Origin of the sequence: Paraglaciecola mesophila KMM 241 (genome assembly GCF_000315015.1) — a bacterium.
Taxonomy (GTDB): Bacteria; Pseudomonadota; Gammaproteobacteria; order Enterobacterales; family Alteromonadaceae; genus Paraglaciecola; species Paraglaciecola mesophila.
Window position 1 is genome coordinate 186,857 of the sequence record NZ_BAEP01000004.1, and the last position, 13,740, is coordinate 200,596.

7 protein-coding genes and 1 other RNA gene are annotated in these 13,740 nt (G+C 45.3%); 3 read left to right on the forward strand and 5 right to left on the reverse strand.

Annotated features, from left to right (window positions below; all coding sequences use genetic code 11):
* On the forward strand, positions 1–3,168 hold the full coding sequence (locus GMES_RS01275) for an efflux RND transporter permease subunit (RefSeq protein WP_006990731.1): 3,168 nt from the start codon (positions 1–3) through the stop codon (positions 3,166–3,168).
* A gap of 132 nt (positions 3,169–3,300) precedes the next feature.
* Here the strand turns inward: GMES_RS01275 and GMES_RS01280 are convergent, their stop codons facing one another.
* Complete coding sequence (locus GMES_RS01280) at positions 3,301–4,332, reverse strand: MBL fold metallo-hydrolase (protein WP_006990732.1); 1,032 nt, start codon at positions 4,330–4,332, stop codon at positions 3,301–3,303.
* A 175-nt stretch (positions 4,333–4,507) separates the two neighbouring features.
* Here GMES_RS01280 and GMES_RS01285 point away from each other — a divergent pair, with 175 nt between their 5' ends.
* Positions 4,508–5,104 (forward strand): TetR/AcrR family transcriptional regulator, encoded by a 597-nt coding sequence (locus GMES_RS01285; RefSeq protein ID WP_006990733.1) that lies wholly within the window; start codon positions 4,508–4,510, stop codon positions 5,102–5,104.
* On the opposite strand, the gene GMES_RS01290 is transcribed toward GMES_RS01285, so the two are convergent.
* Positions 5,055–6,206: a sensor histidine kinase gene (locus GMES_RS01290; RefSeq protein ID WP_226990233.1), complete on the reverse strand. Its 1,152-nt coding sequence runs from the start codon at positions 6,204–6,206 to the stop codon at positions 5,055–5,057. The two genes, GMES_RS01285 and GMES_RS01290, sit on opposite strands and share 50 nt — an antisense overlap.
* Positions 6,207–6,588: 382 nt before the next feature.
* On the opposite strand from GMES_RS01290, the gene GMES_RS01295 reads away from it, so the two are divergent.
* Positions 6,589–8,478 (forward strand): putative bifunctional diguanylate cyclase/phosphodiesterase, encoded by a 1,890-nt coding sequence (locus tag GMES_RS01295; protein WP_006990735.1) that lies wholly within the window; start codon positions 6,589–6,591, stop codon positions 8,476–8,478.
* A gap of 41 nt (positions 8,479–8,519) precedes the next feature.
* Here the strand turns inward: GMES_RS01295 and rnpB are convergent.
* The 3 genes from rnpB to GMES_RS01310 all read right to left on the reverse strand — a co-directional run bounded on the left by rnpB (position 8,520) and on the right by GMES_RS01310 (position 13,633).
* Positions 8,520–8,905: RNase P RNA component class A (gene rnpB / locus GMES_RS21980), an RNA gene on the reverse strand.
* Between the two features lie 159 nt (positions 8,906–9,064).
* The gene (locus GMES_RS01305) at positions 9,065–10,759 is read right to left on the reverse strand and encodes an NAD-dependent malic enzyme (protein WP_006990738.1); all 1,695 of its coding nucleotides are present in this window, start codon (positions 10,757–10,759) and stop codon (positions 9,065–9,067) included.
* A 189-nt stretch (positions 10,760–10,948) separates the two neighbouring features.
* Entirely contained in the window at positions 10,949–13,633 is a 2,685-nt protein-coding gene (locus GMES_RS01310) for a penicillin-binding protein 1A (RefSeq protein WP_006990739.1), read from the reverse strand.
* Positions 13,634–13,740: the final 107 nt, after the last annotated feature.

Sequence of the window (13,740 nt, forward strand, 5' to 3'; positions counted from 1 at the left end):
ATGAACATATCTCATTTCTTTATTGATCGACCGAAGTTTGCTTCGGTCTTGGCAATTATCGTATTAATCATAGGTAGCCTTGCGTACTTCAGTTTGCCAGTTGAGCAGTACCCACAAATAGCGCCGCCCACAGTACAAGTTGTTGCTTCCTACCCGGGCGCCAGTGCTGAAATAGCGGCTAAAACCGTCGCAACCCCATTGGAGCAAGAAATTAACGGCGTGGAAAACATGCTATATATTTCGTCTCAATCAACGGCTGATGGGCGAGTCACCATCACGGTTACCTTTAAACTAGGAACGGATTTAGATAACGCACAAGTACAGGTACAAAACCGCGTTGCAATCGCAGAGCCCAGATTACCTGAAACGGTTCGCCGTTTAGGTATTACCACCAAAAAGAATTCACCGGATTTAATGTTAGTGGTTAACATGTACTCACCCAACGGTACGTATGACCAAACCTACATTGCTAACTATGCTGCGCTACAAATTCGTGACCAATTATCTCGTATCGATGGAGTCGGCGACATCTTAACCTTTGGTGCAAGCCAATACTCGATGCGCGTTTGGTTAGATCCAGATATTATCGCGTCTCTTGATATGACAGCCGCCGAAGTAGTGACGGCATTACGAGGGCAAAATATTCAGGTTGCCAGCGGTACCTTAAACCAAGCGCCTGTGGATGCGGGGCAAACTGCATTTGAGTTAAACGTGCAAACCCAAGGGCAATTGATAGAGCCTGAAGAGTTTGAAAACGTCATTATCAAAAACCAAGACGGAAAAATTGTGCGCTTGCGCGATGTTGGCCGTGTTGAACTTGGTGCTGAAAGTTACACCACTCGTGGCTATTTAGGCGATAAAAAAGCAGTAGCAATGCCGGTATTCCAGCGCCCAGGCTCGAATGCTATCGAGACCGCCGATGCCATTAAAGCTGCCATGGTTGAGGTTGCGAAACGCTTCCCACCAGATTTAACTTATGAAATTGCTTATAACCCAACCAACTTTATCAGTGAGTCAATTACCGCCGTTGAACACACCATTTACGAAGCGATAGCCCTTGTTGTTTTGGTAATCATGGTATTTTTACAAAACTGGCGCGCCGCGCTTATTCCAATCATCGCTATTCCTATTTCATTGGTCGGTACGTTTGCCGTGTTAAGCGCCCTTGGATTCTCTTTAAATAACCTGACCTTGTTTGGTCTGGTATTGGCTATTGGTATCGTAGTTGATGATGCCATCGTGGTGGTTGAGAACATGGAACGTTTAATGGCCGACGGTATGCGCCCCTTAAAAGCCGCTCGTCAGACCATGACAGAAGTTGGCGGAGCGGTACTGGCGATTGGCTTGGTATTGGTCGCGGTATTCTTACCCACAGCATTTGTAGACGGTATTTCAGGGCAATTTTATAGTCAGTTTGGTATTACCATCGCCGTGGCCACTATTATCTCGGTGTCTGTGTCATTGATCCTCAGCCCTGCTATCTCTGCGGTGTTGTTTAAGCCTCACAAAGATGAATCTGAAAAAAGCGGTGTGTTTCATTACCTGTCGAGCAAGTTTAACCGTGGTATGGACAGAACCTCAGATAAATACGCGCGCATGGTAGCTAAGCTTGTCCGCCATGGTTCAATCATGTCGTTCATATATGTGTTGCTTATGGGCTTTACGGTTTACATGTTTAGCATAGTACCCAAAGGCTTTATTCCCGCACAAGACCAAGGCTATTTGATTGTTGGCGTGCAGTTACCCTCTGGTGCTTCGCTGTCTCGCACAGATGCCGTTGTGCAAGAAGCGGTAGATAAATTGCTTAGCATTGAAGGGGTTGAAAATGCCGTTGCCTTTGCTGGGTTCTCCGGTGCGACATTTACCAATGCAACCAACTCAGCGGCTATTTTTGCCATAATGAAGTCGTTTGATGAGCGCGCTGAACTTGGCGCGACATTTGACAGCGTCCTTGGCAACGCTCGAGCACAAATGGGCTCTATTGATTCGGCCAATGTTGTCGTTATACCGCCACCACCTGTGCGCGGCATCGGTAATGGCGGTGGCTTCAAGATGATGCTTGAAGATAGGAGTGGCCGAGGCCTACCTGCACTCGAACAAGCGATGTGGCAGCTAGCTGGTGCAGCAAATCAAGAGCCTGCTACCACGGCCGTATTCAGCTTCTTTGAAACCAGCACACCGCAACTTTATGCAGATATTGATCGTGAACGTGTCGAACGATTAGGCGTATCCGTATCGGATGTATTTAGCGCCCTAGAAATCTATCTGGGCAGCGCATTCGTCAATGATTTTAGCTACCTAGGCAGAACCTTCCGGGTAACAGCTCAAGCCGACGCGCCTTACAGAATGGAAGCCGATGACATAGGGCGAATTCGCGTGCGTAATTCGTCAGGTGAAATGGTTCCCCTCAGTTCAGTGGCAACGTTTGAATATCGCTCAGGTCCTTCACGAGTGCCAAGGTACAATTTATATCCAGCGGCAGATTTAATTGGCAGTACTGCGCCAGGTTTTAGTTCTGGGGAAGCCATTGCCACGATGGAGCGACTCGCGGCTGACATATTGCCCGACGGAATCACCTATGAGTGGACCGAATTAGCCTATCAAGAACAACAGTCAGGCAGTACTGGCATATTGGCTTTTGGCTTCGCGGTTGTCTTTGTGTTTTTGCTGCTAGTTGCGCTCTATGAGAGCTGGACGCTCCCGTTATCCGTTATTCTTATCGTGCCTATGTGTTTGCTAAGCGCCATTGTCGGCGTGCATTTAATGGGGCTCGATAACAATATCTTGACGCAAGTTGGCTTAATTGTCCTTGTTGGCCTTGCCAGTAAGAATGCCATTCTTATCGTAGAATTTGCCCGCCACCGTGAGCACGAAGGAGCGGGCTTATATGAAGCTGCTAGCGATGCCGCCAAACTACGTTTACGTCCTATTCTAATGACGTCATTCGCCTTTATTCTTGGTGTATTACCCCTAGCCGCAGCCACCGGAGCAGGTGCAGAGATGCGCCAAGCCTTAGGCGTAGCGGTATTTAGCGGCATGCTAGGTGTGACATTCTTTGGCTTGATATTCACGCCCGTGTTTTACGTTTTAATGCGTAAACTATCAATGCTAGTGAAAGGTCAGAAATTGGATGAAATGGGCCGAGTGCCGGTGACTGAACGAGAGTAATTATCGCTAGAGAGCATCAGCCCGCCAGAATAATTTAGATTGCTCTGGCGGGCTTTTTTATGTCTCACGGGTAGGCGTGTTACTCCCCTAAAGGCTGTTTCGTCAGCTCAAGGATATTTTGGGGGCTCAAGGCTAAGGCGTCTCCTTCCACCACACGGTTTCAACAGGCGCTGCGTCAAGCGTAAAGACTTGGCCGAATTCAGGAGTACTCAATACGACTTTATTCAATGCAGCGGCTTGCCTCACTCTGTTTAGCGGCTCATACCAGGGATGAAATGCCAAATCAAAGGTACCGTTATGGATAGGCACCATCACCTTACCTGCTAAGTCTATATGTGCTTGTACAGACTCTTCCGGTGTCATATGAATATCTGCCCAATCCTTGTCGTATGCGCCCGTTTCAATCATGGTTACATCGAACGGTCCGTATTTATGACCTATGTCTTTAAAGCCCGAAAAATAACCTGAATCCCCACTGAAATAAAAGCTCCTTTCATCGCTTTTCACCACCCAAGAACCCCACAGTGTTTTATTTCCATCACCAATGCCGCGACCGGAGAAATGTTGAGTAGGGGTAAATGCGATTAAGGCATGTTTTGTCTGCCACTCTTGCCACCAATCAAACTGCTTAATTTTGTCATTGCTCACGCCCCACTTCTTAAGGTCACCTTGAACGCCTAACGGCACCAAGAACAAGGTCGTTTTGGCGTTTAGTGCTTTGACCGCAGCTTGATCTAAATGATCATAGTGATTGTGCGATATCAATACTTTGTCAATTGGCGGTAATTCCTCGATGCTTATGGGCGTAGGCTCAAATCGTTTTGGCCCGATAAACGAAAAAGGTGATGCTCGTTCAGAAAATACTGGGTCAATAAGCCAATACTCTCCAAACATTTTCAACAAAATAGACGAGTGACCAAGCTTGATTAAATGCACACCGTCAACACTTAGAGCATCTAGTTGCTCACGAGTAACAGGTTGTACCGGCACGCGCTCATTGGGCACGGCATCTACTTTCTTCTCGGTAAAGTAGCGAGCGAAGATCCCTAGTGTTTTACCCAAGCTCGGCGGCTCACTGTGCACAGCATTTTGAAATTTTCCGTCATAGTAATGACGGCTACTTGGCTCTTCATTATCAATCGTGGCAACTAATTCTTTGTTCAACGTGCATGCTCCTACAAAGCTACATATCAGTATCGAGATTGTGCTCAAAATAAAGGTTTTCATTCACCCACCAAAAAGTAAACTACAGAGTGTAACTTATCAGAATAAGACAAGAAGTAAACTATTAAGTTTACTTTTAATCAGGTAGTATTTAGCCCATAAAGGAAGGGAAAGTATGAAGTTATCTGATAAAAAACGCGTTAATATCCTAGATGCAGCTGAACAATTATTCTTTGAAAATGGCGTAGAACACACCACTATGGATCAAATCGCCAAAGCGGCACAGGCTTCTAAGCGTACCGTATACAATCACTTTACGACCAAAGATGCGCTATTTGAGGCGATTATTATCCGAATGGTAGAGCACCTTAACCAAGATGACGAGTTGCGCTTTAGCAACGAAATAGCGATTGATATTCAATTGACGAAAATTGCTCAACAAGAGGTTTCACTGCTTAATTCCGTTCACTTTTTACGTATCGCCAAAATAGCCTTTATGCAAATGCTGCAACAGCCCGCGTTAGCCGAGGATATCGCGAGTAATCAATTTGGTTGTATGCGTTACCTTGAATCATTTTTGCGCCAGGGGGTAGCTAACAATAAACTGCAAATAGAAGATATAGAATTTGCAGCTAAACAATTCGTTTATCAACTAAAGTCATTTGTTTTTTATCCGGTGTTATTTGGCTTTGAAACACCTGATTCCTTACCGATAACAAAGATTATTGAACAAACTGTTGCGACGTTTTTATCTCGCTATCAGGCAGAGTAAGAGGAGGTATGTTATCTAGCGGCAGCGTCACACGAAAAATTGACCCTTTACCATTCTCAGGAACCGCATAAACCAGTTTAGCGCCAAGTAAATCTGCACTTTTTTTTACCATGTATAGGCCAAGCCCTGTACCCACTGATGCCGCAGGATGGAAGCGTTCAAACATTTGAAATAGTTTTTTTCGATAAACCTCATCAATACCCAAGCCGTTATCATGTACCTCCAATATGAACTCTTGGTTCAGCTTGTAAGTTAAGACCCGAAGAAAAGAATTTGTCTTACTCGTGTCTTGGTACTTGATCGCATTGGAAATGAAGTTGTCAATTATTTGGGTAAATTTATAGGGCTGGGTGTTGATTGTTCCTATGTACTCAAAACGCGTCTCAATATCTAAGCGTTCGAAGTTTTCCATATTACTCAGAGCGGCTAGTGTTTCACAGACGATAACCGACACATCAATGGGTTGGGTATTTTCCTCTTGCAGCTTAACTTTGCTCACATCCAAAACGCTGCTGACCAAATCACTTAATTTAGTCAGTCCGTCGTAAGAGGTTTGAACTGTCTTCAAAGCACTCGGTATATCACCATTACTAATTTGTTGACTGATCATCTTCATAAGGCAGCCCATAGAGCTCAAAGGCGACCGTAAATCATGAGTAAGTCGATAGGCGAACTCCTCCATTTCTTGTTTGTCTTGCAACAAATCTACAGAGGCTTTTTTCTGCAACGTAATGTCTTGAATTTGTGAAATGAAATACAGAGGTTGCTGTGCTCTATTTCTGACTAAAGAAACAGTCAAATTAGCCCAAATCAGTCGACCACTTTTATGGAAGTAACGTTTTTCCATGTTGTAGGTTTGTATATCACCGGCAAGTATTTGCTCTAAAAAAGTGAGATCAGCTCGTAGATCGTCAGGGTGAGTTATGGATTGAAAATCAATTTTAAGCAGTTCTTTCTCGCTGTAACCCACGATATCGCATATGGCTTTGTTGACTTTTAGCCACGTACCGTCTGGTGATATTAACGCCATACCTATGGCTGAATGCTCCATCGCAAGACGAAACATATCCTTATGCTCCAAATTAATTAATGGAGCCCTCAATCTTCTTCCTTTGAACATATCGATTATTTTTTTTACCATAAAAACCTACAGTAAGTTACTTCTATGCAGTGGGCTCTTAATAAGAAAAGTAAACTTTTGTATCGCGATTAGCTAGCGGAATGGGCTTAGAAGCGAAAAACATAGACTAAAGTCTACAATTTTACTGGCTCTCGGATATAGAAAATAGGAATTATTAAAGAATAGGGTATATGCAATATAAGCAGATAAACAAAATTCTAATAAAGCACCGTCTGTTGAATAGAACAGGTATGTCGTTTAATCTATTTCCACTCAGCGCGAAAATTACTTCTTAATTCAAGCTAGTAAAAACCGTGAAGCAGCATTAGCTTTATATAAACATTTAATAAATCCCTTGGTAAACATGACTCACACCCGTGAAATCACAGCAGGTCAACAAGAAATGCTGGCAGTACGGCACAGTCGGCGTTACAGGCTATGTCAGGTTTTAACCATAATTGGCGTCTTGTTCCTGTTCATATTAGGTGGGGTTAGCTTATTAGATGGTGCTTATATCCTAGGCACTATATTGATAGTTAACGCCTTAGTCGGCCTACTAAACCTTTATCTGTTAAAGCGTACCAGCAATGTCGAGCGAGCCGCCACGATCCTAAGTGGCATACTGTTCTTCTTATCAATGAGCTTACTCATTACCGGCGGTAAAAGTAATACTGGAATACTTTGGGTTTACCCCATTGTTGCCATCAATCTTTTCATCAATCGCTTTTGGCCTGCTGTGATCGTGTTTTGTGTTTTCAGCGTAGCCAGTATTCTGTTGTTATTTACGCCTCTGTCATCTTTATTGTTGACTAGCTACTCATTCACCGAAGCAATTCGCTTCATGCTAACGATGTTGGCACTGAATTCCATCTGTCTAGCTGCCCTGCGCTCTGAGGAACAAGCCTATCAAACGATTATGCAACTGCATGAAGATGATATCCGCCAAATGGCTTATTACGACACATTAACAGGCCTGCCTAATCGTTGGAGCTTTAAAACTAACCTAGAGCGTATGCTGACCCGGGCAGGAAAGGACAAACAGCGCATTGGTTTGTTGTATATCGACCTAGATAATTTTAAACAGGTCAATGACCAATATGGCCATGAGGCGGGAGATCGACTACTACTCAAATTTAGTGAACGACTTTGGGAGGCTATCCGCCCTACCGATCAGCTGTTCAAGCCTCAGACAGAAAGCCTAGCAAGGCTAGCCGGCGACGAGTTTGTTGTATTACTGCCCAACATCAAAGAGCCGCTCGATGCTAGCACCGTCGCGACACGCATTCTGAATATTTTTGATGGGGGTTTTGAGGTCGATGATGTGACCCACATGATTTACGCCAGTATTGGCATTGCCGTTTATCCTGATGATGCCACTGAGCCTGCTAACTTACTTCATCACGCTGACATGGCGATGTATGACGCCAAACATAACGGTCGCAATTGCTTTAGATTTTTCACCCAGAAAATTGCAGAAACCTTGCATGAACGCCAGCGGATTGAGAAAGGCTTAAGGAATGCCTTAACTCAAGAGCTTTTCTCATTGGTTTATATGCCGATATTTGACTGTAAAGATAACACCGTCGTGGCCGTTGAAGTGTTGCTTCGCTGCCAAAGCCCCGAGTTGGAAGGACATGGACCTGACCAGTTTATTCCGGTGGCGGAAGCGACAGGCCTTATAAAAGAGATTGATTTGTGGGTTATCAAAAATGCCTTACAAGCGCTCGTCATCTTACAAACAGAACACCATTTTAGGGGAAAGATCTGCATTAATATCTCAGGTGTAGAGCTACACAACGAGCAGTTTCCTACGCAGGTAAAAAGCCTATTGTCTCACCATAAGATTGCACCTGAGAATGTAGAGCTTGAGGTCACTGAAACCGCATTTGTCGCTGGCGATACAACCTGCTTAGGGACCCTAAGAGCGTTAGATGAGCTGGGGGTATCTTTAGCTTTAGATGACTTTGGAACAGGATACACCGCATTCACTCAACTGATACATTATCCTGCCGATTGCTTAAAAATTGATCGTTCTTTTGTAAATGATCTTTTTTCAGAGCGTGAGGCGCGTAACAAAATGGTGATGTTCATTCAAAATTTGGCCAAGCTCTATGAACTTCGCGTAATTGCCGAAGGCGTTGAAACCGAAGCGCAACTAACCTACTTAAGAGATTTAGGCTGTGACTGGGCCCAGGGATATTATTTATCGCGCCCACTGCCCTGGGATGACTTACTTGAGCTGCTAAACGCTTAAGTGAATGATAAGTGTAGCAAGCGCTTCACTTACAAAAATAAAGGTGGAGTTGGTCGATAAGCCGGGTTCTGTCGTGGGCAACCATTCATCTAGGCCAGCAATCACTCGCTGGCTCAAGCAACACACCCGATCTCAACGTGGGCCACGCCGTAAGAGATCCTATTTGGTCTTGCTCCGGGTGGAGTTTACCTTGCCACACACTGTTACCAGTGGTGCGGTGCGCTCTTACCGCACCCTTTCACCCTTACCGGCGCTTGCGCGCTTAGGCGGTTTCCTCTCTGCTGCACTTGTCGTCGGCTTGCGCCGCCCAGGCGTTACCTGGCACCCTGCCCTGTGGAGCCCGGACTTTCCTCCCCTTATTAACACATTACTCTAGGTACAAGCCCTAATGAAATATCTAACAAGCGGCGATTGCCTGACCAACTCCGGAGGCGGATTCTACGCAGGTTGTGCCTGACTTACAATCTAGTTTGCTATGGAATTTTAATGACGTTCTTGGTTCGATTAAGTGCAAACAAAAAACGCCGCACCCTATGCACCAATGCGGCGCAATATGTGCGGCGTTTCACTCATTTTATGTATCGGTTTAGATACTGACGCGTTTATACGGGCGGTATTCTGCCTGCCAAAAATTCCCTTCAATGCGTTCACTGAGTATTTCATCACTCACTTCTAGGGCTAACCCTTGTTTCTGAGCGACTTTACCTACATCAAAGGCTATCTTCTTGCTTAGCTGCGCAATGCCTGTCAGTGGCGGTAACAGTTCTTGTGCTGTGCCATTCGCCAGAGGTGACGCATTAGCGAGCGCCGCACTCGTGGCCATCAGCATCTCGTCACTGATCAAACTAGCCTTGGCTGCCAGTACGCCTAATCCAATCCCTGGGAATATATAACTGTTGTTACATTGTGCGATAGGATAGGTTTTGCCTTTGTATTCCACAGGCTTAAATGGGCTCCCGGTAGCGATAATCACTTCGCCGTCAGTCCACTCAATGACGTTCTCAGGGCGGGCTTCTACCTGACGTGAAGGGTTACTTAACGGAAAGATGATCGGTAAATCGCAGTTGCGTTTCATTTCCCTAACGACTTGCTCGGTGAATAAACCTGCTTGCCCTGATACCCCTATTAAAATACTGGGTTTGACTTGGCTCACTGTTTCGAACAATGACGGATATTGCGCCGCTTTTTGCCATGTTGCTTGACTAGCCAATGGCTGCGCAAGTCGGAATTGGAAGTCCCGTAAGCCTTCCATATCGTCTGTGACCAAACCAAACCGGTCAATCATGAAGACTTGGCTACGGGCCTGAGCATCAGTGATACCCTCACTCGTCATTTGCTTGATGATTTGCTCAGCAATACCACAACCTGCAGAGCCTGCACCAACGAATACCACGCGTTGGTCGCTAAGCTTTTCATTTTTGGTTTTACATGCAGCTAAAATAGTCCCTACCGTGACAGCTGCGGTGCCCTGAATATCGTCATTAAAACAACATACTTTATCCCGGTAGCGCTCAAGTAATGGCATCGCATTAGGCTGGGCGAAATCTTCGAACTGAAGCATCACTTCAGGCCAACGCTTTAGGACCGCTTTGATAAACATATCGACAAATTCATCATACTCAGCTTGGCCAATACGTTTATGACGCGCTCCCATATACATAGGGTCATTTAATAATTTTTCGTTATTAGTTCCCACATCCAGCATGACAGGAAGGGTATAAGCTGGGCTGATACCACCACAGGCGGTATACAAAGACAGTTTTCCAATAGGAATACCCATACCGCCGATACCTTGGTCGCCCAAACCAAGAATACGCTCACCGTCCGTCACCACTATGACTTTTACTTTACGCTTAGTGGCGTTGCGAATAATGTCATCCATTTGGTGACGCTCAGAATAGGAAATGAACAATCCTCGAGAGCTACGGTAAATATCAGAAAACTGCTCGCACGCATCCCCTACCGTCGGGGTGTATATGATCGGCATCATTTCGTCAATATGCTGCTGGATAAGGCGATAATATAGGGTCTCGTTATTATCTTGGATCGCACGCAGATAAATATGCTTATTGATTGGTTCGTTGAAACTTGAATATTGCATATACGCGCGTTCGACTTGTTCTTCGATACTTTCATAACGGGGGGGGATCAAGCCTGTAAGGTTAAACGCTACGCGTTCTTGGGCGGTAAATGCACTGCCTTTATTGAGCAAAGGGGTTTCAAGCAAAGAAGGGCCTGAATGAGGAATGTATAACGCACTTTTAGGCGTTGAGCTACTCATAAAAAGTGTCCTGTTTGGCGCGAAGACAAAGCCTTCGCAGAAAATTTAAACGCGAAATATTAAAAATATGCTGAAAAGCTAAAATGGTAATATCAATTCAAACCGAGTCACTTTGCAGCATTTTTAATGAAAGCACTCAGCAACCACTTTGCGTAGCTACCTGCGCTTTCTGATGGAGCCTATGATGCCTCAAAAAATGTCTTCAAGTGGTTTGCTTTGTTCACTACTTTCTTCAGCTGGGTCGACAAATTCACTGTCGCTCACGTAGCTCGTAGGGGCCGTACCTTGCATGAAATACTCAAACATCGACGTATGGTCGGTGCGCTGAGTCAATTTACCACTGGCAAGGTCAATTCTTGTGGTCACCAAATCCGTGGGCATAGCACGTTTCTTTTCAGGCACGCCGTCTAACGCTTGTTGCATAAAACGGATCCAAGCGGGCTCAGCCGCTTTAGCGCCATCTTCGCCACCTATCATGGCGTTGCCAATGAAATTAAATTTCTGTGGGTTCTTGTTAACCAAGTTTTGGTTGCGTGAGGCGCGGCCTAAACTGCGACTCATATCATCAAACCCAACCCAAACTGTTGCTACCAAATCGTTGGTAAAGCCACTAAACCAAGTATCCTTTGAATCATTGGTGGTACCAGTTTTTCCTGCTATATCCGCTCTTTGCAGCAAATTACTTGCCCGCCAGCCCGTACCTTGCCAATAGGTCTTCTTATTCCAATTACCATTGGTTTTTACGGCTGTACGCATCATTTCTGCCACTAGGAATGCATTGTCTTCGTCCAGCACTCTTGGCGCCGAGCGGATAGGTGTAGGAGCATCAGCCGAGTCGCTGCTTTGTGCTGACATCGCCTCACTTTGACCGAATTGACCTGAGCCTAATTCAGCTGCAAGCATGGCTTCAATGTCCATCATCTGTTCAGGCTCAGTTTCAGCTACATTTTCATCAGCATCACCACAAGGATCGCAAGCTTGCACTGGATTGGATTTCCAAAGCACTTTTCCGTAATCATCTTCGATGCGTTCCACAAAATGCGGCTGTATTAAAAAGCCACCATTGGCAATCACGGATAGCGCAGTTGCCACTTCCAATGGAGTATGTGAGCCCGAACCTAAAGACACAGTTTCATCTTTGGGTATTTCTGATAAATCAAAACCAAAACGCGACAAGTGCTGGCGTACTTTTTCAAGCCCCACAGCACGCACTAAGCGCACTGATACCACGTTTTTCGATTTTCCTAAGGCAACTCGCAATCGAATTGGCCCATCATATTCTGGTGGCGAGTTTTCAGGCCGCCAAGCATTCCCCGTTCCACGCTCCCATTGGTTAATCGGCGCATCATTAATGATGCTAGCTAAGGTAAAGCCATTGGCTAACGCTGAAGAATAAATGAAAGGTTTGATATTAGAGCCGACTTGGCGCTTAGCTTGTGTCGCTCGATTAAACTGACTTTGGTAAAAACTGTAGCCGCCGATCACCGCCTGCGCAGCGCCATTGTGAGGGTTTAGAGCAATAAAGGCGCTACTGGCATCTGGGTACTGGGTAAGTTGCCAATGTTTGTCGTCTTCTCGCTGGCGAATGAGAATAAGCGAACCTTCTGAAACTATATCACTGGCTTTCTCGGGCTCATTGCCCTGCCGAGTATCTGTTATGTATTTACGCGCCCAATCTAGCCCGTCCCAGTCAATAACACTGTAGCGACCTGCACGAGTAAAAATAGTGATATCTTTGTCATTCACTTTGGCTACGATTGCTGGCTGCATAGACTCAAATGTTTGATACTCCTCAAGGAAGCTCAGCATTTTTTCTTCGTCCCATGGCTCACTAGAAATAGCGGGGCCGGTCTCTACCCCAGCAGTTTCCTCAGGCTTGACGGGTAAATCAACTGGAACCCAAAGTTGTTGCTCAACTCCGCGGTATCCATGGCGCTCATCGTAATCATGTAAGTTTCGCTGAACGGCTTGTTGAGCCGCTAACTGAGTGGACGAGGGTACGGTGGCGTAAACCTGATAACCGCCGGTTTCCGCTTCTTCTTTGCCATACAACTCGACCATTTCATTCCAAATTAAATCCGCTAAGTAAGGTGCTGAGAATTCAATTTCTGCTCCATGTTTTTTCGCCGTAATCGGTGCATTTACCGCTTCATCAAATTGAGCTTGAGTAATGTATTTCTCATCCAGCATACGCAGTAAAACCACGCGGCGACGAACTTTGGAGCGATCAGGACGACTAATAGGGTTGAGCACTGATGGCGCTTGCGGTAACCCAGCAATGGTTGCCATTTGTGCAAGCGTTAGCTGATTTACCGTTTTGCCGTAATAAACTTGAGCCGCAGCCCCAAAGCCAAAAGCACGATGGCCCAATTCAACTTTATTCAAATACAACTCTAATATTTCTTGTTTGGTGAGCAATTGCTCCATGTGCCAAGCGATAAAGATTTCTTTAATTTTACGTATATATGTTTTGTCTCTCGTTAAAAAGAAACCTCGCGCCAACTGCATGGTTAACGTACTACCGCCCTGCCCTTTCTCACCAGTCAAGATAAGGTTGACCACAGCCCGCGCCATACCGATAGGGTCAACCCCTGGGTGTTGATAAAAACGGCTGTCTTCGGTGGCCAAAACAGCATTAATTAAATCCTGTGGCACGTCTTCAATGGTAAGCGGAATACGGCGCTTAACACCAAACTGGGAAATCAGTTTGCCATCTTGAGTATATACCCGCATTGGTGTTTGCAGGCGCACATCCTTGAGCATATCCACACTGGGAAGGTCTGGTTTCATATAAAAATAAAGGGCAAAAGTCGTGACGACACCAACGACAAAAGCAAGGATAAGAATCAGAAATGCGGGCTTTAAAAACTTCACGAAAACAATATTACCAAGACAAGTTGCAATAAATGACTCATATTTTATACCTAAGTACCGTTATAAGAACCATAAATAATTAAAAATTAAGCAATAATACTAACATC